This is a genomic window from Bacillus sp. Medicinal_06 (assembly GCF_056711665.1).
Map to the genome: position 1 here is coordinate 69,719 of NZ_JBWYHD010000010.1, position 23,232 is coordinate 92,950.

Genomic DNA, 23,232 nt, shown 5'->3' on the forward strand with positions numbered 1-23,232 from the left:
GTGTATACTATGCAACCATCTTCTCCATCTCATCTAGAATCCACAAAAACAAACTTTTCAAACTCTATTACAAAAATTGTCGTTTTCATCTGTTGGCTATGATCTAGGTATTTACGGTGCCGCTTTACCATTACTTCTAGAAGATAAAAGCTGGGCCCTGTCTCCTGCAGAGGCTGGCACAATTATTGTAGGAATATTAATGACTCTACAATATGATCAAGTATGGAACTTTTACTTATTTGCAATCGCTGGACTTATTGCAGCCATCGCTATTTTCTTTATTCCTCAACAAAGTAAAGCTAGCTAAAACAAACCGAGCACCAATCTACTGGTGCTCTATTTCAAATAACATATCTCGAAACAAATCATTCAACTTCTCAACTTCAATGCCCCTTCCTTTTTCAATCCCCTTCACATATTCCTGGTAATACTTTATCTGCTCCTCCAAAAATTCATTTAATACTATATTTTTTGGACCAGCATCCAGCTCAACACCCGCTTTTTTCTTTACTAGCAAATCTTCAATTTCATTTAAAAGCTTTTGTTCTAGCGACAATTCATTAATGAATCGTTCAAATTCTACAGGCGGTAATATCCCTTTCTCTTCTAACCATTTACAAGCTAAAATAGGGCGCAATACGTAGAAGTACTTTTTCAACTTCACACGCTCTCCTTGTAAAAATTCACGATAGTTTTTTGAAGCCATATGTAAGTAGTGATAAATCGTTGCTTTTGGATCAAAATCGCTTTCGCTCATTTTCTGTAGACGTTCTGGGAGATCCGAGTTCTTAGAATAAAAGATCGGAGAACGGATCCATTCTAATAATGCTGGATTTGATTTCGCAAATAGTTGCAGTGCTTTTCTAATATCCCAACCACTTATATCTAAAACATCACTAATTGGATACTCAATAACATCACGCTTTTCATTTATGGATAAATACCAATCTACCGGATGAATGTATACAAATCTAACATCGTAATCACTATCTTTCGACGGGAATCCCCATGCACGGCTTCCGGATTCGACAGCAAATAAAATTTTCACATTATTTTCTTTCTCAATTCTCTCTAATTCCAATTGAATTTTATCTCTCATATGTATCATCCTCATTTTTTGATCATTTCCCTGGAAATTCGACAAATATAATCTACTTATTATTGAAGTGTTATTCTAATTTTAACATCGATATATCGTTGACCACTCCCACAGCTAAAGCGTGTGAGCTTTCCCGCTCACAAATTCTGTAACTCTTTCGTATGTAAAATAATAAATTTCTCAGAAAGCTGTCAGGTCCTTCCCGACAGCTCTACAATCACTTCATTTTTGCTGCTTGCCAACAAATTTAGCAATTCGCTCAAATTCACTCTGTATTTCATCTTTATAAGCATCTACTTTTGTAAAATCCATCGCAGTAATATAAATTCTTTCCAATTTATCTCGAACTGCTTTTGCTTTCGCTAAAAAAGACATCGCTTCACTCATTTTTGTTTTATATTGAATGGAAACATCGCGAATTTCTGTAGCGTATTTCTCATCCGTTCCCGGAGTAACAATGAGATCGTACATATCAATAATCTCATCACCTTCTCGTTCAGGAAAGTATTCATGCGGTGCAGTGCTGTCAAAGATTGCAAAACCTAATTCTCTTACAATAATCATATCAAGGCTATTTGGATCAAAGCCACAATGATACACTTCAACTTCAAAGCCTTTTTCTTCTGCTGCAGCTGCTAATTTTTTTAACATCGTCGATTTCCCTGACCCTGGGCGTCCTTTTATAAAATAGCGATGCGGAATACCTTCTGTTAAATTTGGAACAAAATCAACCGCACCTTTTGGTGTTGCTGCCCCCAAGAAGCGGTGCTTTACAACCGCTTGTTTTCCTTTGTTATCTGCAAATAACTTTTGTATAAGCTGATTTGTTAATTCATTCGCTTTTTGAAAATCAATATTATCAATATAAATTCTTTCCCAATCATCATGTATAGCTAATGCTTCTTTGAAACAAGCATATGCTGATTGAAATGCGCCACTTGCTTCTGAAATATACCGTGTAATTTCATCTTTATGTTTTCGTAATTTCTCGGAATCCCATGCAACACCTAAGTTTACATATTCTTCTACAACTCCAGGTGTTTTTGGTTCAATGATATGTGGTGCTGTTCCATCTACAATTCCTACTTTTAATTTTGGGATAATAACACCATCGATGGATTTATTATCAGAAGAACAATGCAAAAGCTCAATATCATATCCTCTTCCAACCCACTCACGCCCAATTGCTTTCATCAGTGAGGATTTCCCCGTTCCTGGACCACCTTTCAAAATAAAAAGCCTTTCCAATCCACTTACATTTTCCTCATATAAGCTATAAAAACCTCTCGCTGTATTTCCTCCAGCATAATAATTTAAAATCTTTCCTGTCACTGCCCTCACTCCTTTACCCCGCATTAACGGGCAGTAAGACTCCCACCTTAAAATTCAGCGAAGGCAAAGAAGTTAGGTGGGAGATCAACTGCCCGTAAAAGCCCGATTGGTTCAACTAATAATCAGTGGGGGATGAAGAAAACCCCCACTGATTAAAGTTTCACTTTATAGCAGTCTACTTACATAAGTTACCATATGCTGGAATCCTTAGTTGGGTGAATATCTATTTTCGTTCTTGCAATAAAAAAGCAGAGATCATCATTGATCTCTGCTTCGGTATTTTCGATTTAAATGAAAGAAAAATTGTTCAATTCGAGGACGAACCCATGCAAAATAGTCTTTATCTTTCTTTTTCGTACAAATGATTTCTTCTCCGTCAACCATTTCAACAAGCTCTAGTTCTAACAATTGCCTCGTAAATTCTAGAATGTTTACTTCTTCTTTTGGATATTCTTCCTTTAATTTCTCTTCGATCTCTCCTAATAAAAAGCCGTCACGCATCATTGCAAGTGCATCAATACAAAGTGGCGGCATTTCATATTTTTCGCCTGTAATTGTATCTTTTACAATATAATTCTTTTGCTCTTTTCGAAATTGAATGTTGTGTAAACATACAGTCGAATTTAATGTTAATTCCATCATACCACCTCTTTCATAATATCTGCATAGAAAAAAGGATGCGTATGCACCCCTCTTTTTAGTTCACGTAAAACAAAAAACTACAAACCGTTATATGAGCAAGAAGCTGCATACCGATATTTTTCTCCATTATAAACTAAGTGTTTTATAAAAAAAAGCATTCTCGAATCTTTTTATAAAATGTTTATATTTACACAACAAGAGCACTTTTCAGAAAAGTGCTCTTGTTTCTAATTTCGATATAGTTGGCAATGTTATTTCTACTTTTGTCCCTTCACAAATATCACTTTCAAATTTGATATCCCCTCGATGTTCTGCAATAATTTTGTGTGTAATAATTAAGCCAAGACCCGTTCCATTCTCCTTTGTTGTATAAACAGCTTTTCCAAGTTTATCTATTTTTTCACTATCCATACCGCATCCTTCATCCTGAATGAAAATACAAATTTTTTGGTCAATTGTTTTAGATGCATAAACCTTTAAGTTTCCGCCATCCATCATAGATTCAATTCCGTTTTTCACAAGATTTAATACTACTTGCTTTAATTGTTTTTCGTCACCATTTATATCAGGTAAGTCTTCATCTACCTGTATATCGATTTTTACATCATACTGCATTGCATAACTTTCCATTAATTGAACAACATATAACAAAATCTTTTGCATATCACACAATTGATAAGTTGTTGGTCTTGGCTTTCCAAGTAGCATTAACTCGCTAACAAACCCATTGATTCTCTCAATTTCTTGTAGCATAATATCGTAACTAACAGCATCGGTTGGATTGCGTTCTTTTTGAATTTGAGTAAATCCTTTTAAAGCTGTTAGCGGGTTTCGAATTTCATGCCCAATTGCTGTAGACATTTTTCCAATCAACACAAGATTTTCTGTTTTTTCCCTATCTTTGAGCACTGTCACAACTGTACGAACATACGACTGAAACCTCTTTAATAAAGAGTTGGAAATAATGAAAAAGAAAATACACAGTACTAAGGGGATAATAACTTTTATATCTTTTAACAATAAAGTAAAAAACGTATACTTCCCAATTACGCTGAAAGCAACTAAATAAAAATATTTTTTATTGACAAAGACCGGTGCGAAAAGTATTAGAAATATTTCTACCATATTTCCATTTTCAAATACGCGATCTGCTTTTAAATAAATCATTACATTATTGATAACATCAATTAGCATATAGCCCATTAAAAATAAATATTTAACAGCATATGTATGCCCTATCTTTTGAAGATACATGGAAGTCGGAAATAATAAACTTACAAAAATATATATCCAAAATCCTAGTCCACCCTCTGGCCATCCGACTTGTGCCTCGTTTATGTTCATTGCAGTATATATACAATGTTATATACAAATAAAATAATATAAAATAGTAATAAAAATACTTTTAAAGCTTCTTTTTCTTCCTGCATTAAGCTTTGTAATTTACTCATCCAAATAACCCCTCTTAAGCAATATAACAGTATGTTGCATTGGTTAATTCTTTAAATTATACTTATGAAATTGTTGTCAGAGCAACCTGTAACTCTTTGACCATATTTAAACATTACTTTAAATATGGATTCCTCCTCATCTAGTTATTACGTCATATAAATTTCATAATACATCGTCCCATATGAAATAGCTATTATAGATCTAAATTAAAAAACGACATAAGGTGAAACGTTAATCAGTGGGCTTTTTCTTCATCCCCCCACTGATCGATTATCAGCCCTCGCCAATCAGGCTTTTACAGGTAGTTGATTCACCTCCTAACTTCTTTAGAAAAGCGGAAGCAGCTCGCTCAAAATCGCAGGACGCCCGCGCCCTAGGCAGAGAGGCGCTTTTTACCTCGTCCGATGGGGCTAAACGACCGGAGATTCTAGCCGCTAGAGCTGGACAATGCTTTCGCTGACTCTTGAGGCTTGGTTCTTACTGCCCGCAAATAGCGGGATAAAAATAGGCTCGACCTTTTCTTCTACATATATAAAAGAAAAAGCAAGCCTTCTTAACTCCTTACGGAAAATGAACCGATTTTACATGTTTAATATTTAAATATATTTTTTCATCACGCGCCTTAACTAACTCAATATGACTATCTTCAATTTTCGTCATCTTCCCAATTTTATTTGCATGTTCTCCTAAATCAAACACCATCATTTTTCCTGACATTTTGATTAGCTGTTCTTCAAATGTTCTAGCTATTGTAATATTTAATGGATTAACTGGAAGTTCATTTTTACTGAGGGAGTACGGAATTTGATTTTCTTGATAGGGGATTAACCATTTTAGATGTTTTAAAGAAATATATACTATTTTATAAACGGGACTATAGAATACTAAATAGTCATTCATAACACCTGTAACATAACCATGGATAGAGTGATCACCCACCACATAAACCTCTGTAAAAATCCCTTTAGCTGTGCTCAAGACTTTTCGTAGGGAAATGGACGGCGACTCGCTTTTCATGATAGAATCCATTTCTGTTCTTTGTATTTCGGCCACAAAACTCGCCATAAATTTATAATACTGAATATGATATAAGGAAATATAGATATGATCTTTTCCATCATAAATAACAACAATATCATTGCCCACATCAATTAATATTCCTTTAAACCTTTTATCACCAATTAATGTAACATAGATATATTCTCCAATATTTTTGCTTAGTTCATTCATCTGTATCCTCCCTTCTTCAAAGAGTGGCTCCCTCTCTTTCTCTCATTCACATGTAGCTAAAAAAGAATACTAAGGGGAAAGCATGTATGCAGAACGACACAATAATCTCTGTCCACCAGCATAAATAGCAGAGGGGACATCTAAACTATAGTAAAATAATAGCAATTCAACGAAAAATATTTTCCTCTTCTTACTAATACATTACTCTTCTTCATCTTTATGAGTTTGAACGATTTGATTCACGTTTTTAATGTAAAAATTAATAACGTAGATTATTTCATCACGGTTTATTACTGTAATGTACTCTTCATTTACTTCACTTAATACCCCTTCTACACTTTCTAGTCCTCCACGATTGATTTTGACCCATTTATACTTAAGGCTACCTAGTATCTCTTGAAACGAGGTACCATCCACATAATATTGCTCAATAAAATAAGGACTTAATTCTATCTCTTTTTTCTTTTTCACAACACCCTTTACATGCTGCCGTTGATAATAAATGACTTCTCCCGTATTTCCTTGTAAAATGAGATAATCATCGCCTACCTCTAACAAAACACCCGTATAGCTTTCTGGTCCTCCAAGATTTACTTTTACGCTTTGATAAACCCAGCTTTCTATTTGATTTTCAGGTAATATATTTTCCAATTTTATCCCTCCTTTTGCTTTATTACTATTTGCCTCGATTATCCACTTGATTATCTTGTTCCCCTTACTTTTTGAATATGGAACATATATTATATTTTGATTGGATTATTAGTTATTTGACTGATAGTCTTGATAGCCATATATTTCATCTTCTAGTGCCTGTATGTCATAAGTTACATTTTTAATATGAAAATGTGGAATCTGTACAATTTCCTCTTTTACAATTAATGTCACATATTCAGAAGAAACATCTTGTAGAATTCCTTCATTTTTTTCTAGACCACCACAATTAATTTTTACCCAACGATGCTTTAAAATTTGTAGTAAATCTTGAAAATCTTCACCTTCTGCAAATATTGGTAAAACTCCAATATCTGCAGCAACGTCTTTTGCATTCTTTGTAATACTTTTTAGATGTTGAAGTTGATAATAGTAAAACGTTTTGTTTTCACTTAATAAAATGAAATAATCCAAATACACTGCGACCACTGTACCTTTTTGGGACTCTCGTCCACCTCGATTCACTCTAACACTTTCTCCAATCAATTCATACAGCAAGTCATTACTAATGGTGCTCATGAGAAAACTCCTTTCAGTTTCTTATAAGTCGTTTGCACTGATAGTATATGTATCTATACAGGTTACGTTCTCTACGATTGTCTCATTATACAAAAATATGTTTTTAACACGGGAGTACATATACCCCTTATGTATAAAAGACTAACATGGCTTCTATCAATGCCCATCCTGATATTAGTCCTCCATCTTATACAAAAAACTTTATTATTTCATCATAAAAAATACCGTTTCAAGATGCTTATCCTACAGCTCTTGAAACGGTATTTATAAAACTGGTTCTGTATAATTTTTCATAGAATACGACGCTATAAACCCAAGAAATTTAATCTTCGTCTTTTACATCCATATCCTCTGGAATTGGCTCATTTAATATTTCTTCTACTAACTGCTTATATTTTTCCATTTGCTCTAAATGTGTGTTGAACTGTTCTTTATTCAGCAAATATTGCTCACCGTCATACAAAGCTCGAATTCGTTTTTGTTGAACTAATTCTTCAATGTAAGATTCAGGAAGATTTAAATATTCCGCTGCTTCTTTTATCGTTATATACAATGGTTTCATTCCCTTATTATTTTTTCATATACAGCATTCATCTTACTTCATTATAGGACAATTTTGTAAACAAAATAAAAAGATTTTGTAAATACAAATCAAAAAGCAGGTAGATGCATTCCATATATTGTATAATAATATAGTGAGTATTCAAAAAATATAGATGGCATTTATCCATTTACAAAAAGGAGAGTTAACATATGGCAACTCGTCACATCATTACAATGTTAGAGCAATCATTACAAGCGGAAACAACAAACACTGCCGCTCAACTTTCTAAAGCTTTACCAAAAAGAATTATTGAGCAAACAAAGACTGCAAATGAAGACGTAAACTATAATACCATTGGAGAATGGTATCAAAATCATTTCTTATTCAAGCAAGGTGATTTTCTCTGGGCTAAATATGCTTACTATGATGCATACTGCGAAGCATTCCAAAGCAAAGGGCAACTTACAAAACGTGTACGTCACATATTAGAATCTGTTGCTAGAAAACATGGAAAACAATACATTTCTTCTGTACAAAACAAACAATTTCCTGATCAGTACACACAAGGAACAGCGTAATTTTCCTTATCTCTAAAAAGAGATAAAAAAATTTTACAAATAAAATGTTCACGTCTCTGTATTCTCTTCTTTCAAAATACACGTAAAAGGCGTGACCTGAAGAAACCGGTGTAATACAAATGATAAAAAACATAGTAAACAGATAAACACCCAGCCTCCTTCCTTTCTTAATAAAGATAGGAAAGTGACTGGGTGTTTATTTGTTATCAAAAGTAATTGAAACATCTTTCATATATCTGCTATAAAAAAGATATATGAGATTTACACTCGTTTCCCCTCTGTTTTTTCTTCTATTTTATCATTTGCTTAATAAGCTCCCTATTACGCTGTTTAAATACATCATTATGTGATGATACCATTCCATATTCACTCGCATCTGGCTGAATAAATTGTTTTGCTTTATTTACAGCATTTCCAGCATCTTGGAAAGCACCCGCAATTAAATGCAATTTCCCTTCATGCTTTAAAATATCTCCAGCAGCATATAATCCTTCTATTGAAGATTCACTATTCGTACTCCCAGCAATAAAATAATCATCAGCAATTTCAACATTTAAATCGCTATTTTCCAATAACGTCATATCACGTTCATAACCGTGATTAATGATTACTTCATCAATTGGTAAATAGGAAACCTCTCCTGTTTCGTGATTAGTCAGTTCCACACGTTCAATCGCTTCATGATTTTCGCCTGCAATTAATTTCGTAATCGATGTATGAAAGATGCAGGAAACTGAGCTATTCATAAGCTGGGTAACTTGTGCTTCATGACCAGCTAAAGCATCTTTTCTATATGTTAAATAAACCTTTTTCGCAATTGGCTCTAATTCATTTGCCCAATCTATCGCAGAATTCCCACCACCTGAGACGATAACAGTCTTATCTTTAAATTGTTTTAAAGATTTTACAGTATAATTTAAATTTGATACTTCAAATCTCTCTGCACCTTCAATTGCTAGCTTTTGCGGTTTTAATATGCCGCTTCCAGTAGCTACGATGACTGTTTTTGAAAAATGTTTTTGACCAGAGGAAGTGATTAACACAAAAATCCCCTCTGGATTCTTAGTAATTGATTCTACTTTTTCATTTAATACTACTTCTGGATGAAATGTTAACCCTTGCTCTACAAGCTGCTCAATTAACCTTGCTCCAGTAACCGGTGGCAATCCCCCGATATCCCAAATCATTTTCTCGGGATAAACATGTATTTTTCCACCTAACTGTGGCTGAAATTCAATTATTTTTGTTTTCATTTCTCTTAGTCCACTATAAAACGCTGAGTAAAGCCCTGCCGGACCTCCTCCAATCACGGTCACATCAAATAATTCTTCTGGATTCATTTGTGTTCACTCCTCGACCATTCTTTTAAATGATTATCATTCTCAATAAAATATACCTTTTTTCCGTTAAATTTACAATCAAAATTACTATTGACAAGACAAAAAGATAAAATTATATTATTTAAAGAGTTAATATTGATAATCATTATCAATATGTAAGCGATTAACAAAATTGGAAGAGAAAATAACGCTTCACTTATTTATAGACTACTCAACTATTTTATGATAAAAAATCTCAATATCAAGATTTGTGGGCACAATTAATTATGAGACACCTACCTTGTTAGAAAGCTATACATTACATACACTTTATAAAAGGAGAAGAAAAATGAAAAAATTATTCATTTCACTTACAGTTCTATTCGTGCTCGTTATGAGTGCTTGTAGCAACGGCTCGACAGATAAGAAAAACGATTCAACTGCAAAGGGAAGCAAATCAGAAACAATTACATACCAATCTGAAAACGGGAAAGTTGAAGTTCCTGCAAATCCAAAACGCGTTGTTGTACTATCATCATTCGCAGGTAACGTAATGTCCCTAGGTGTAAATCTTGTTGGTGTAGATTCATGGTCTAAAATGAATCCACGTTTTGAGAATAAATTAAAAGATGTTACAGAAGTATCTGATGAAAATGTTGAAAAAATTATCGAATTAAATCCAGATTTAATCATTGGTTTATCAAACATTAAAAATATTGATAAGTTAAAGAAAATCGCTCCTACTGTAACATTCAAATATGGAAAAGTAGACTACTTAACACAACATTTAGAAATCGGTAAACTACTAAATAAAGAAAAAGAAGCAAAAGCTTGGGTTGATGACTTCAAAAAACGTGCGCAAGCTGCTGGAAAAGATATTAGAGCAAAAATTGGTGAAGATACAACTGTTTCTGTTATCGAAAACTTTGACAAACAAATTTATGTATTCGGCGATAACTGGGGCCGCGGAACAGAAATTCTTTATCAAGAAATGAAATTAAAAATGCCTGAAAAAGTAAAAGAAAAAGCCCTAAAAGATGGCTACTACGCATTATCTGCTGAGGTTCTACCTGAGTATGCTGGAGATTACTTAATTATAAGTAAAAACAACGATACGAATAATTCATTCCAAGAAACAGAATCGTACAAAAACATTCCAGCTGTGAAAAACAATAAAGCTTTTGAAGTAAACGCGAAAGAATTCTACTTTAATGATCCAATTACATTAGATTTCCAATTAGATTTCTTCAAGAAAAGCTTTCTTGGTAAATAATATAACAACAATGAGGAATTCTTATTTAAAGGATTCCTCTTCCTTTATTCTATGAAAAGAAAAGATGTGAAACTAATGACAAAAGACAATCTACGTTCCACTTCCTTTGTATACAAACTCATTTTAGGAATCATTATGTTCTTTATTATATTTATGATTGCCATGGTATTTGGCGCAGCAGATACCACTATAAAGGATGTATGGATAGCGCTGACTTCCAATGTTAGTGGAGAAAAATTCTCCCTCATCCGTGAACTCCGCTTGCCACGTGAAATTGCAGCCATTTTTGTTGGAGCTGGACTCGCTGTTTCTGGTGCGATTATGCAAGGCATCACGCGAAACCCGCTCGCTGATCCAGGGCTACTCGGGCTAACTGGCGGTGCGAATGCTGCACTCGCAATTACAATTGCATTTATCCCTTCCGTAAATTATTTTTATATGATGATTGCTTGCTTTGTCGGAGCTGCTGTCGGAGCCATTATGGTTTTCGGAATTGGTATGGTGAAAAAAGGTGGACTTTCACCTCTTCGAATTGTACTAGCTGGTGCTGCTGTTTCTGCATTCTTAATCGCTGTTTCAGAGGGAGTCGGGATTTACTTTAAAATCTCACAAGACGTATCTATGTGGACTGCTGGGGGTGTAATCGGAACATCATGGAGTCAATTACAAGTCGTTGTTCCAATTATTTCAGTTAGCATATTCATTGCAATCTTATTTTCAAAGAAATTGACCATTCTTAGCCTGAGCGAAGAAGTAGCCGTCGGATTAGGTCAAAAAATTATCGTCATTAAAATCATTCTTTTTATCGTTATCATTTTACTTGCTGGTGCTTCTGTTGCACTTGTGGGGAATATGGCATTCATAGGCTTAATGGTACCTCATATGGTCCGCCCTATTGTCGGACCTGACTATCGATTTGTTATACCGATGTCTGCTCTTGCTGGTGCTTCTTTTATGCTATTAGCGGATACACTTGGACGCACAATTAACGCTCCATATGAAACACCAATCGCTGCCATTATCGCAATCATAGGCTTACCATTCTTCCTATTCATCGTACGTAAAGGAGGCAGATCGTTCTCATGATTCAACAAGCTAAAAAACAACGAGTAATCGTGCTTGCCTTACTGATGCTTATTGCAACAACCATCGCGATTGGAATGGGCCTAGGAGCAGCCTCACTATCTTATGATAGACTGCTACCTACACTTTTGGGCCAAGGTACATTTAAAGAAGAATTTATTTTATTTTCTCTTCGATTACCGCGAATTGTAATTACACTATTAGCTGGTATGGCACTTGCCTTATCAGGGGCTATACTGCAAGGCATAACGCGTAATGATTTAGCCGAACCTGGTATTATCGGTATTAATTCAGGGGCTGGCGTTGCGGTTGCCCTTTTCTTTTTATATTTTCCAATCGACGCAGGTTCATTTGTTTACCTCTTACCAATCGTTGGATTTATTGGTGCCTTTCTTACAGCTTGTCTCATTTACATATTTTCATATAGTAAAACAGCTGGACTTCAGCCGATAAGACTGACACTAACAGGAATTGGATTTTCATTTGCTCTTTCTGGAACGATGATTGTCCTTATTTCATCTGCTGAACGTGCAAAAGTAGACTTTATCGCAAAGTGGATTGCGGGAAACATTTGGGGAGATGACTGGGTTTTTGTGTTAGCACTCCTTCCGTGGTTAGCCGTACTCATTCCATTTACTTTCTATAAAGCAAATCGATTAAATCTCCTTGCCTTAAACGAGCATGTAGCAATCGGTGTTGGTGTCGCACTTGAAAAAGAACGCCGCTTGCTTCTCATAGCTGCCGTCGCATTAGCAGCTTCTGCCGTTTCGGTCACAGGAGGAATCGCCTTTATTGGACTCATGGCCCCTCATATCGCAAAATCTTTAGTTGGGCCAAGGCATCAACTATTTATCCCTGTCGCTATATTAATCGGCGGATGGCTATTATTACTTGCAGATACAATTGGTCGTCATATTGTAGAACCAAGTGGAATTCCTGCGGGGATTATGGTTGCTTTGATTGGGGCTCCTTATTTTATGTATCTATTATTGAAGAAATAGAAAAAATCCCTTGAGAATGTAATTACTCTCAAGGGATTTTTCTATTCATTCATCTTACTGTTGACCATACCCATCAAACTTTTTCGCCAATGTTGCCATTTCTTCCTCTGGCAACAAATTCGGCTCTCCAATACACTTCGTTTGATAGTAAATTTGTGCGCAAAACTCAATTTCCTCCGCAACAGTAAACGCCATTTTTATATTGTTCCCACCAGCCATTAAACCATGATTCGCAAGTAAGACTGCACGACGGTCAATCATGCCTTCAAAAGCTGCCTCAGCTAATTCTTCTGTTCCAAATGTTTCATAAGGTGCACAGCGTACATTCGGTCCTGCGAAAGCAATTAAATAAGATACTGCTGGAAGTTCCCATCCTAATGATGCAATTGTTTTTGCATAAGGCGAATGAGTGTGCACAAGCGCATTGATATCCTCACGCTTTCTATAATAAATAAGATGCATATCTAGTTCACTAGAAGGCTTTCTTTCACCTTCTACAATCTCGCCATCTAAATTCAATATAACTACATCTTCAGGCATTGTTTCAAAATAATCCAAGCCACTTGGGCTTATCGCAACAAGACCTTGCTCACGATTAAAGATACTAATATTACCACCAGTTCCCTTTGTTAATCCGCTAGTGATCATTTTCTTTCCATACGCTACAATCTCTTCTCTTTCTTTTTGTAGTAACATATATACATCCCCCTTGATGTGAACCTTTTGATGATTAGTTTGCTAAAATAATTGGTGTCCCATATTCTTTATAGTTGTTAATACATTCTTGTTGCAGTAGTGTCAGCGGTACAAGCTCATCTGTAATAATTTTTGTAATGCACTGTTTATTACACACTTCATAAAAGGCAATCTTTCCGAGTTTCGTATGATCCGCTAAAACAATGACTTCACTCGATTTGCTAAGCATCGCTTGCTTCGCTTCCCCTTCATCGATAGACGTATCTGTCAAACCTTCATGGAAGCTCAGCGCTTTACTGGAAATAAAAGCCTTATCAATATAAATTGCCGCTAAATACTGTTTTAAAGAAGGACCCTTGACCGATAATGATTTTCCGCGCAAAAAAGAAGGGTCTTATATTATGTTTTCAATTTGCACTTATATATTTCATAATGACTAAAATAGCTTTCTTAAGTTCTCAGTAAGCGGAGCCCTAACAATTCCCTTTTCCGTAATAATTGCCGTTATGTTTTCATGTGGTGTTACATCAAACGCTGGATTATATACTTTACTTTCTTTTGGAGCTGAATATTGTCCAAATCGATTAATGACCTCAGAAGCATCTCGCTCTTCAATTGGGATTTCCTTACCTGTTGGCGTTTTTAAGTCAATTGTCGGCGTTGGTGCTGCGACATAAAATGGGATGTTATAGTATTTTGCTAAAACGGATACACCAAGTGTTCCAATTTCATTTGCCACATCAGCATTTACCCAAGCAAACATTAAATTTGCCATCACATTCCCAACGTTATATCCCATCGGGCCATAGAAAGCAAACTCTGGATCAATCACCTTGGTAGAGTCTTTTCTTACAAATACAGAACCAGTATGTAAATCACCATGAAGTAAAGCCTGCGCATTCGTCATAAATGAAAATTTACGTTTTGCTACTTCTAGACGAAACTGATCATCTCCATTTGCGCGCTAAAGATTTGTTCATTCTTCGTTGTCGTTTTTCGATGAGTTTATTGTATCGGCTATACTGCGCTGTTCGTCCTTCACTGTCTACATACAATTCACTTTGACTATAATCTAATCCAATTACTTCTTCAGAAGTAATTAATTCTACCTGTTTTTCATGTGGACAAAACCAATCAACAGAAAGAGAAACAATGTAGTTTGTCCCTTCTCTCTTAATGGTTGCTTTTTTGATGATTCCGTCAATTGGTAATTCTCGGTGGAGATGAATCGAAATACCTTCCTGGAACTTTGGAATACATAACAAATAAGAACCATTCACTTGCGTAATTTTAATATTTCCATTTGTTTGGTTCGTCGTATAGCTGAATTTCCCTTGTTTTCTACTGTGGAATTGAGGCATACCTTTGATGTCTTTTAATGTGGGAACATATCCGATTGTTTTCATCTTTTTTCGCACTGCTTTTTTGTATTGTACAGGGCGTTTTGCATATGTCTCATTATATTTTTTAATGGCTGCCTGAAATCTCATTTTGCGTCATTATACACAAAAGAATCGTTACTTCTATCTAAATAATCGTATTTGGCGGTAATCGTTGTGTAATTCGGAACCTTATAGCGAATGAACCCACATTCAAAAGCGATAGATTCTAGATATTCATACAAACCAGCAACGTATTCGTTATACACTTTTCGTTCACATCCGAACGCCCTTTCTAATCTCGTTGCTTGTTCTTGCGAGGGGAAAATAGCGTATCGAAAGGCATAGGTAGCCCACCCATCCGGCAGTGACTTTTTTGTTCCTTTTACATGTACACCCTCTTTTGTGGTTGCCATATACGCTCTCCTCCCCTTATATTTCCATATTTATTATATCGTATAGGATCAAAATCGCGTACAAAAAACATGTAAGCGACCACCTATCGAAAATTCCTCCCCACCTATACCTTGTTTAGAGAAAGGGCTTCTCAGTTAAAATGATAAAACTTTAATCAGTGCTTTTTCTTCATCCTCTACTGATTATTTTCACCAATCGGTTTTTAATATACATAGTCGCTTTATTTACCTATACAAAAGTATTTTTTATGGAATGACCTCACTTAAAAAGAATGACTTGAAATTTCAAATAATATTCAAATTATAATTCGAGTTATTCATCGTACCTTCTACTATAATAGAGTTAAAGGAAACAATAGATTTTACCAGTAGTTCATCCATTTCAAGGGAAAAAACCTTACATCTTCAAATCAATTGATAATTCTTTTCAATAAAGTTGTACATTCCCCTTGACAAAATAAACAATTCTATATGATAATAAATATCGAATTAGAATTATTATAGTTAATTAAAAACTTTATTTTATGAGCAAGCTAATTTATGTTGCTTAAAACCCACATTTAGGAGGAATTGTAATATGTTATTAATCGGCACAGAAGTAAAACCGTTTAAAGCGAATGCTTACCATAATGGAGAGTTTATCCAAGTTACTGATGAAAGTTTCAAAGGCAAATGGAGCGTAGTTTGCTTCTACCCAGCAGACTTCACATTCGTATGCCCAACTGAACTTGAAGATTTACAAAACCAATACGCAACTTTAAAAGAACTAGGCGTTGAAGTATACTCTGTATCTACAGACACTCACTTCACACATAAAGCATGGCATGATAGCTCAGAAACTATCGGCAAAATCGAATACATTATGATTGGTGACCCAACTCGCACAATCACTAGCAACTTCAATGTATTAGTTGAAGAAGAAGGTCTTGCTGCTCGTGGTACATTCATCATTGACCCAGACGGCGTTATCCAATCTATGGAAATCAATGCAGACGGTATCGGCCGCGATGCAAGCATTCTTGTTAACAAAATTAAAGCAGCACAATACGTTCGCAACAATCCAGGTGAAGTTTGCCCAGCTAAATGGCAAGAAGGTTCTGCAACACTTAAGCCAAGCCTTGACCTTGTAGGCAAAATTTAAGGAGTTCGATCAAAATGATACTAGATGCAGATATAAAAACACAACTATCCCAATACCTTCAGTTAATGGAGAACGATATCTTACTTAAAGTTAGCGCAGGAGACGATAACATATCTAAAGATATGCTATCTCTAGTAGACGAATTAGCTACTATGTCATCTAAGATTACAGTAGAAAAAGTTGAACTAGAGAGAACACCAAGCTTTAGCGTAAATCGCCCTGATGAAGACACTGGTGTAGTATTCGCTGGTATTCCATTAGGACACGAATTTACTTCATTAGTGTTAGCTTTACTACAAGTTAGTGGACGTGCTCCAAAAGTTGAACAAAAATTAATCGATCAAATAAAAAACATTCAAGGCGAATATCATTTTGAATCTTATATCAGCCTAAGTTGTCATAACTGCCCTGATGTTGTACAAGCTCTTAACGTAATGAGCGTTCTAAACTCTGGTATTACACATACTATGATTGACGGCGCTGCATTCAAAGAGGAAGTAGAAAGTAAAGATATCATGGCAGTACCAACTGTTTACCTAAATGGTGAATCTTTCGGAAGCGGTCGTATGACACTTGAAGAAATTTTAGCTAAAATGGGTAACGGTCCAGATGCATCAGAGCTTTCTGATAAAGATCCGTACGATGTTCTTGTTGTTGGTGGCGGCCCAGCTGGTGCAAGTGCAGCAATTTATGCGGCACGTAAAGGCATCCGCACTGGTATCGTTGCTGAGCGCTTCGGTGGTCAAGTAATGGATACTATGGGCATTGAGAACTTCATCAGCGTAAAACGCACTGAAGGTCCTAAGCTAGTAGCAAGCCTTGAAGAGCACGTAAAAGAATACGACATCGATGTAATGAATCTACAACGTGCGAAACGTTTAGAGAAAAAAGAACTTATTGAAGTGGAACTTGAAAACGGCGCTATTCTGAAAAGTAAGAGCGTAATCGTTTCAACAGGTGCTCGCTGGCGTAATGTTGGCGTACCAGGCGAAGCTGAGTTCAAAAACAAAGGTGTAGCATACTGCCCGCACTGTGATGGTCCATTATTCACTGGAAAAGATGTAGCAGTTATCGGCGGCGGTAACTCTGGTATTGAAGCAGCTATCGACTTAGCGGGTATCGTTAATCACGTAACTGTTCTTGAGTTCATGCCAGAATTAAAAGCTGACGCTGTATTACAAGAACGTCTTAACAGCTTACCTAACGTAACTGTTCTGAAAAACGTTCAAACGAAAGAAATTACTGGTACTGACAAAGTAAACGGTATTTCTTACATCGATCGTGAAACTAAAGAAGTTCACCACGTTGAATTACAAGGTGTATTCGTTCAAATCGGTCTTGTGCCAAACACAGATTGGTTAGGCGACACTGTTGAACGTGTTCGCGGTGAGATTGTAACAGACAAGCACGGCGCTACAAACGTACCAGGAGTGTTTGCTGCAGGTGACTGTACAAATAATCCATACAAACAAATCATTATTTCTATGGGATCAGGTGCGAATGCAGCTTTAGGTGCATTTGATTACTTAATCCGTAACTAATAAAACGGACGTGGATTTTAAAAAAGCAGGTGCCTTTGGCACCTGCTTTTTTGAGTTTATCAAATAGTAAATAAAATTATATCAGCGATAATTCAAATATATCGATCGTTTCTTCAATTATATCGGCGATTTTTTCAATATATCAGCGATTCGACAAGGAATATCGACTTAACGACAAATATTGATAAATATATTCTTCTTCCAACTTCTATTTTACGATCCTAATCTATAAATTAAAAACCTTTCATTCCCATTTTTCTCATAAGCCCCCGGCAATCTAACTTCCTTTTTCAGCTCAAATGCAGTTTGATTCTCTAAGAAGAAAATATAATCTTCTGAAGGGTAATATAAGATGAGATCAACATCCCTCTCCACCGCTTCTACCGAAAGCAAAATGTTATTCACTACGTTCATAAACACTTGCACAGAAAATGGATTAAAGAAATAAAATCGATTGTCACGCGGATTAATCTCATATTCTTGCGCTAAACAACATTGAAACCCAATTTTATCTTTACTATTTTTCACCTTTCTCGCGTAACGTTCACGATTTTCCATCGCTTCTTTATAGAACTCTTCATTCATTTCAATTCCCACTGCTGAAGCACCGCACTTATGATGAATATAAAAGTTTAACCGCCCTTTTCCGCACCCAAAATCTATGATCCGATCGTTACTACTTATTTCATATTGATTCAACAGTTCTTCTAGCCCGCTATATGGTGTTGGTTCATAGCGATGGTAATGTAAAGATTTATTGAATCCTTTTTGTTCTCCTACTGTTTTTATATTGAATACCGCATCATAATATTGTTCGTTCATTGGTTTGCTCCCATTTAAGAAATAATACTTTTTATTATACACCACAGAAAAAAGCCTGATAAAATCAGGCCTTTCAGGTTGTGAAGGAAAACAAGAATGGGTAAATGAAATTTTATCAGCGTTTTTTCAAATATATTGACCATTTCTCACAATATATCGGCCATTCGACAAAGGATATCGCTCAAACAACAAATACCGACAAAAAATCTGTCGGTACTCGTTTCCTGATACTCTAGAAAGCCTGATAAAATCAGGTTTTTATTTTAAAGCTTTTAACACAGTTTGCTTCAATATTTCTACCCCATCCATGATACAAGCGTGATCAAACTTCATATAAGGGTGATGTAACCCTGGTTTTAAATTGGCCCCTAACCCTAACATAACAGCTTTTACATGCGGTCTTTTCACTGTATAGTAATGAAAGTCATCACTCCCTGTTGTATAAAGTGGCGGTGTGCAACCTTCTTCACCGTATATTTCAAGAATCCCTTTACGCATAAGTTGTTCTGCCTCTTCCGATACCTCTGCTCCAGGTGCAATATCAACCCATTCATAAGAAATCTTCGTTCCCATTGATTCAGCCGACTGAATGACATGCTCTATCTTTTTCATTAACTCTTCTAGCAATATATTATTCTCAGCTCTTACGTCTAAAGCGAATTGTCCATTCCCTGGAATAATATTTAAATTGTCTCCACCAGCTTGGCATTTCGTCATTTTAACAGAGTATGATTTTTGCGGCGATAGCCATAGATTTTTTAATCCGATATTAATCATGGAAATGACGTCAATCGCATTCACACCTTGATGTGGTCTTGCACCGTGCGCATCATCCCCATGTATATTCACTTCTAAGAACCCTGCTGCTCCATGACGGATAGATGGTGCTGCTTTTTTTAAAGGTAATTCCTCAATTGGGCGTAAATGAACACCGAATAAGAAATCAGCGTCGTCAACAGCCCCTTTCTCCACCATCTTTAAAGCGCCGTTCCCTTTTTCTTCTGCAGGTTGGAAAATAAATCTAACTGTTCCGCTTTCCCAATTGACATTTTTCAACTGTAAAATAAGCCCCATCGCAATTGTCATATGAGCATCGTGACCGCAGGAATGATTCGCCTTAAATTCCCCATCTACCTCTTGCCACAGTGCATCCATATCGGCACGAATTGCAATAACCGGTTTTCCCATTCCGATTTCGGCTATCACCCCAGGACAATCATCAAATACTTTATATGAAATTCCTTCTTCTTCTAGAAATTTAGTAATATAAGCTGTTGTCTCATATTCCTTCCAACTTACTTCAGGGTTTTCGTGTAAATGCTGAAAAATTTCAGTTAAACGCTCTTGCAGCTCTATTGTTTTCAATTTTTGTTCTCCTTCCCTAAACTCTATAAATAAAATAGTTTTTTCTAATACTAATGTTTTTAAAAATATATTGAATATTCATTCGGATGTCAAATTACTCTTCTTAATAATAAAATAACTCCTTTTTTAAGGTGCAAAAAAATATGTATTTCCCCTTATTTATAACTGAATTTTCAGCAAATTATAAACCTTTTACATTGACGAGTGTAAGAAAATACGTTTATTATAACCATAATAAACGTCCATTTTGCGACAATTTAAAATTATTAAACAAATATACATTAGGAGGTAAAATATGAAAAAAGAAATGTCCTTTGGTATAGCTATCATTCCAATAATTATTACAATCGTTGTCATGATGATTACAATTGTAGTGCTAAAACAAAGTCCACATGTTCCGCTTATTATTGGGACAACAGTTGCATCGCTTGTTGCCTGGCGTTTTGGCTATACGTGGAAAGAAATTGAAGAAGCAATGTATAAAGGGATTCGTCTTGCACTCCCAGCTATCGTCATTATTATTCTTGTCGGTCTAACAATTGGCGCTTGGATTGGCGGCGGGATTGTTGCAACGATGATCTATTATGGTTTAAAACTTTTAACATCTTCTCTATTTTTAGTTTCCATTACAGTTATTTGTGTCATTGTTGCATTGGCGATTGGAAGTTCATGGTCAACAATGGGAACCATCGGCGTTGCTGGTATGGGAATTGGAATTAGTATGGGTATTCCTGCTCCAATGGTTGCTGGTGCGATTATTTCTGGCTCTTATTTTGGCGATAAAATGTCTCCTCTTTCAGATACAACAAACTTAGCATCCGGTTTAACAAATACCGATTTATTTGTCCATATTCGCCATATGCTTTTTACAACGATTCCAGGGTTAATTATTACTCTACTTGTCTATGCATTCTTAGGCAGAAACTTTGGTGCAAATACGATTGATACAAAAGGTATCGAAAAAACATTAAACGTATTACAAGATAGTTTCGTTATTTCACCTTTCTTATTAGTTATTCCATTAATTGTTATGGTGTTAGTTGCGAAAAAGGTACCGGCTATTCCAGCTATTCTTGTCGGCATTATTTTAGGGTTCTTATCCCAAGTTTTTGTTCAAGGTAGTTCTGTTTCAGACTCCGTCAGCGCTTTACAAAATGGTTTTGTCATCGAAACTGGAAACAAACTAGTTGATGATTTATTTAACCGTGGTGGTTTAGATTCTATGATGAATACCGTTTCCATGACCATTGTCGCTATGACTTTCGGAGGGGTCCTAGAACATACCGGTATCCTTCGAGTCATTGTAAACCAAATTTTAAAACTTGCTAAATCAGCGAAAGGACTTATATCTTCTACAATCCTTTCTTGCTTTGCTACGAATCTCACTTGTTCAGAACAATATATTTCTATCGTCGTTCCTTCTCGAATGTATGCAAATGCCTATAAAGAAAAAGGACTTCATTCAAAAAACCTATCCAGAGCTTTAGAAGATGGCGGAACCTTAACTTCCGTCTTTGTACCTTGGAATACATGTGGTGTATTTATTCTCGCAACTCTTGGAGTAGGTGCATTTGAATACGCCCCTTATGCTATATTAAATTTCATTGTACCTATCATTTCTATTTTGTATGGATTCACAGGTTTTACAATTACAAAACTTTCCGAAACTGAGAAACTACAACTGCAAAAGGAGCAAGAAACAACTTTAGAAGCCTAGTCACTGCTCTTTCGTAGCCGGATAAAACGAGTAGATAGGAATCTTTAACTCATAAATAGCGCGGGGACGTCCTTGTTGATAAGGCATTTCCTCGCCGCAAATATTTGCATATCCGTAATCAACTAATTTTTTTAAAATACGTTCTGTTGTTCGTCTTGTTACTTGTAAGTAGTTCGAAAGATCCGCTGCTGTAAATTGGAGCGATGAACGCGATTTACTAAATTGAATAATTTTTGATAAGTTTGCCGGGCTAAGCTTTGTTTCTTTCGCTATCTTTAATAGCTCAGGATGATCATTTTTAAGGCTATGTACTTTTTTTTCTTTTGGAAAAGGACCCAGCAGCTCTTTTTCATCCGTCAAAATATAACAGCAACTCTCTATTGGATGATTAGCTGCGAAACCTTGAGCAATTTTAGCATGTTGCTCTGCTTCTCTCACTGTGCTTCCGTAGCCGAATCCAAGCGCTATAGGATCTTTCGAATTGTTAAATAAAGTTTGGAAAGAACTTGTGTTAATAAACCCTTCAATATCACCACGTGTTGTATACAAAACATATGAAGTTTTATCTACTTGTCGAAATGAACCGTGAATTCCACGAGCAAACATGTTGAGATGTTCAATTGGCATATGATGTTCTGACGAGAATGATACGAAACAAACTGCTACAGTTGCTGAATTACTTTTTGCTAACTGTGCCTTTGCTTTTGCATCTTGTAACCCTTGTATCATCGATTTTGTCGGATCGAGCATTCGCTCTGCAGGAACACCACGTTCTATAAGCTCATCATAGACAGCATGAACACTCGTTAGTGCTAAATCGATTAATCCCGATTGATATTTAGAATAATGAAAGGTAACAATTTCGTTTATTTCAATCATCTTAGGAAACATGTCTTGATAACCCATAACATGCGGAGTATTCTTTATACCAATATCATGAAAAACATTTGTAACAAAAGAAGAATCCACTAAGTCAATTGAAATGCGCTCTGGACGAATGTTTTGATGATATAAAACGGAAAGTAAAGATGTCGCAAACGCCATTTCATCTTGCTGCAAGTAAACGCTTGGAATTGGCATTTGTTCTCTTATTTCTTTTGAAATATAATAGGGTAAAGCACCAGAAAAAAAGATAACATCACATGGATTTAAATGCTGAATAATTTCTGGAGATTCTTTTGGAAGAGCATAAATATAAGGTTCAATCTCTATATCTTCCATTCTGTGGGCAACAGGTAAAAGTTGTTGCATAAAATCATGTGAACCAATAACTGCAATTTTTATCACCATTTGCTCAAGCTCCTTATTACTATTTAACGACTATTTAACGTCACTATATCAAATGTACAAAAGTATTGTAAACAGGAAGGGG

22 protein-coding genes and 3 pseudogenes are annotated in these 23,232 nt (G+C 35.6%); 8 read left to right on the top strand and 17 right to left on the bottom strand.

Annotated features, from left to right (window positions below; genetic code table 11):
- Positions 1–9: 9 nt before the first annotated feature.
- Positions 10–184: pseudogene (locus AC1M36_RS21505) on the top strand (MFS transporter); the annotation flags it as partial.
- A 141-nt stretch (positions 185–325) separates the two neighbouring features.
- On the opposite strand, the gene AC1M36_RS21510 reads toward AC1M36_RS21505, so the two are convergent.
- From AC1M36_RS21510 to AC1M36_RS21545, 8 genes and pseudogenes are all read right to left on the bottom strand, one after another.
- Positions 326–1,099: a nucleotidyltransferase domain-containing protein gene (locus tag AC1M36_RS21510; RefSeq protein WP_336453243.1), complete on the bottom strand. Its 774-nt coding sequence runs from the start codon at positions 1,097–1,099 to the stop codon at positions 326–328.
- A 222-nt stretch (positions 1,100–1,321) separates the two neighbouring features.
- Entirely contained in the window at positions 1,322–2,431 is a 1,110-nt protein-coding gene (locus AC1M36_RS21515) for a PRK06851 family protein (protein WP_479846173.1), read from the bottom strand.
- A 258-nt stretch (positions 2,432–2,689) separates the two neighbouring features.
- Positions 2,690–3,073 carry a hypothetical protein gene (locus AC1M36_RS21520; protein WP_336453241.1) on the bottom strand — a complete coding sequence of 128 codons (384 nt, stop codon included), beginning with the start codon at positions 3,071–3,073 and terminating at the stop codon, positions 2,690–2,692.
- A gap of 207 nt (positions 3,074–3,280) precedes the next feature.
- A pseudogene (locus tag AC1M36_RS21525) lies at positions 3,281–4,524 on the bottom strand (ATP-binding protein).
- Positions 4,525–5,086: 562 nt separating this feature from the next.
- Positions 5,087–5,755, bottom strand: a complete 669-nt coding sequence (locus tag AC1M36_RS21530; protein WP_479846174.1) for a DUF2642 domain-containing protein — start codon at positions 5,753–5,755, stop codon at positions 5,087–5,089.
- Between the two features lie 201 nt (positions 5,756–5,956).
- Positions 5,957–6,406, bottom strand: coding sequence for a spore coat protein (locus AC1M36_RS21535; protein ID WP_336453239.1), 450 nt, complete (start codon positions 6,404–6,406; stop codon positions 5,957–5,959).
- Between the two features lie 108 nt (positions 6,407–6,514).
- The gene (locus AC1M36_RS21540) at positions 6,515–6,985 is read right to left on the bottom strand and encodes a spore coat protein (protein WP_479846175.1); all 471 of its coding nucleotides are present in this window, start codon (positions 6,983–6,985) and stop codon (positions 6,515–6,517) included.
- A 322-nt stretch (positions 6,986–7,307) separates the two neighbouring features.
- Complete coding sequence (locus AC1M36_RS21545) at positions 7,308–7,547, bottom strand: helix-turn-helix domain-containing protein (protein WP_336453237.1); 240 nt, start codon at positions 7,545–7,547, stop codon at positions 7,308–7,310.
- A gap of 191 nt (positions 7,548–7,738) precedes the next feature.
- On the opposite strand from AC1M36_RS21545, the gene AC1M36_RS21550 reads away from it, so the two are divergent.
- On the top strand, positions 7,739–8,107 hold the full coding sequence (locus AC1M36_RS21550; RefSeq protein WP_336453236.1) for a hypothetical protein: 369 nt from the start codon (positions 7,739–7,741) through the stop codon (positions 8,105–8,107).
- Between the two features lie 290 nt (positions 8,108–8,397).
- Here AC1M36_RS21550 and AC1M36_RS21555 read toward each other — a convergent pair whose 3' ends face one another.
- Positions 8,398–9,447: an NAD(P)/FAD-dependent oxidoreductase gene (locus tag AC1M36_RS21555; protein WP_479846176.1), complete on the bottom strand. Its 1,050-nt coding sequence runs from the start codon at positions 9,445–9,447 to the stop codon at positions 8,398–8,400.
- A 328-nt stretch (positions 9,448–9,775) separates the two neighbouring features.
- Here AC1M36_RS21555 and AC1M36_RS21560 point away from each other — a divergent pair, with 328 nt between their 5' ends.
- From AC1M36_RS21560 to AC1M36_RS21570, 3 genes are read left to right on the top strand one after another with little or no spacing between them, the layout of a single operon-like run.
- Complete coding sequence (locus tag AC1M36_RS21560; protein WP_336453234.1) at positions 9,776–10,699, top strand: iron-hydroxamate ABC transporter substrate-binding protein; 924 nt, start codon at positions 9,776–9,778, stop codon at positions 10,697–10,699.
- A 51-nt stretch (positions 10,700–10,750) separates the two neighbouring features.
- Positions 10,751–11,785 carry a FecCD family ABC transporter permease gene (locus tag AC1M36_RS21565; protein ID WP_479846177.1) on the top strand — a complete coding sequence of 345 codons (1,035 nt, stop codon included), beginning with the start codon at positions 10,751–10,753 and terminating at the stop codon, positions 11,783–11,785.
- On the top strand, positions 11,782–12,783 hold the full coding sequence (locus AC1M36_RS21570; RefSeq protein ID WP_336453232.1) for a FecCD family ABC transporter permease: 1,002 nt from the start codon (positions 11,782–11,784) through the stop codon (positions 12,781–12,783). Before AC1M36_RS21565 ends, AC1M36_RS21570 begins: the two co-directional genes overlap by 4 nt.
- 54 nt (positions 12,784–12,837) lie before the next feature.
- Here the strand turns inward: AC1M36_RS21570 and AC1M36_RS21575 are convergent, their stop codons facing one another.
- From AC1M36_RS21575 to AC1M36_RS21595, 5 genes and pseudogenes are all read right to left on the bottom strand, one after another.
- Positions 12,838–13,479 (bottom strand): L-fuculose-phosphate aldolase, encoded by a 642-nt coding sequence (locus AC1M36_RS21575; RefSeq protein WP_336453231.1) that lies wholly within the window; start codon positions 13,477–13,479, stop codon positions 12,838–12,840.
- 34 nt (positions 13,480–13,513) lie between these two features.
- Positions 13,514–13,861, bottom strand: coding sequence for a DeoR/GlpR family DNA-binding transcription regulator (locus tag AC1M36_RS21580; protein ID WP_336453230.1), 348 nt, complete (start codon positions 13,859–13,861; stop codon positions 13,514–13,516).
- Positions 13,862–13,915: 54 nt separating this feature from the next.
- Positions 13,916–14,431 (bottom strand): annotated as a pseudogene (locus AC1M36_RS21585) (phosphotransferase); the annotation flags it as partial.
- Entirely contained in the window at positions 14,427–14,969 is a 543-nt protein-coding gene (locus AC1M36_RS21590; RefSeq protein ID WP_336453229.1) for a hypothetical protein, read from the bottom strand. The pseudogene AC1M36_RS21585 and the gene AC1M36_RS21590, both read right to left, overlap by 5 nt.
- Entirely contained in the window at positions 14,966–15,274 is a 309-nt protein-coding gene (locus AC1M36_RS21595) for a helix-turn-helix domain-containing protein (protein WP_336453228.1), read from the bottom strand. Before AC1M36_RS21595 ends, AC1M36_RS21590 begins: the two co-directional genes overlap by 4 nt.
- Positions 15,275–15,851: 577 nt before the next feature.
- On the opposite strand from AC1M36_RS21595, the gene ahpC reads away from it, so the two are divergent.
- Entirely contained in the window at positions 15,852–16,415 is a 564-nt protein-coding gene (gene ahpC, locus AC1M36_RS21600; RefSeq protein ID WP_336453227.1) for an alkyl hydroperoxide reductase subunit C, read from the top strand.
- A 14-nt stretch (positions 16,416–16,429) separates the two neighbouring features.
- A complete protein-coding gene (gene ahpF, locus AC1M36_RS21605) occupies positions 16,430–17,956 on the top strand; it encodes an alkyl hydroperoxide reductase subunit F (RefSeq protein WP_479846178.1) in 1,527 nt (508 codons plus the stop codon).
- 213 nt (positions 17,957–18,169) lie between these two features.
- Here ahpF and AC1M36_RS21610 read toward each other — a convergent pair whose 3' ends face one another.
- Positions 18,170–18,778, bottom strand: coding sequence for an SAM-dependent methyltransferase (locus AC1M36_RS21610; protein ID WP_336453225.1), 609 nt, complete (start codon positions 18,776–18,778; stop codon positions 18,170–18,172).
- A 258-nt stretch (positions 18,779–19,036) separates the two neighbouring features.
- Positions 19,037–20,143, bottom strand: coding sequence for a M20 peptidase aminoacylase family protein (locus tag AC1M36_RS21615; RefSeq protein WP_336453224.1), 1,107 nt, complete (start codon positions 20,141–20,143; stop codon positions 19,037–19,039).
- Between the two features lie 295 nt (positions 20,144–20,438).
- Between AC1M36_RS21615 and nhaC the strand changes: the two genes are divergently transcribed.
- Positions 20,439–21,860, top strand: a complete 1,422-nt coding sequence (gene nhaC, locus AC1M36_RS21620) for a Na+/H+ antiporter NhaC (RefSeq protein WP_336453223.1) — start codon at positions 20,439–20,441, stop codon at positions 21,858–21,860.
- Here nhaC and AC1M36_RS21625 read toward each other — a convergent pair whose 3' ends face one another.
- Positions 21,861–23,150, bottom strand: coding sequence for a transcriptional regulator (locus tag AC1M36_RS21625; protein WP_479846179.1), 1,290 nt, complete (start codon positions 23,148–23,150; stop codon positions 21,861–21,863).
- Between the last annotated feature and the right edge of the window lie 82 nt (positions 23,151–23,232).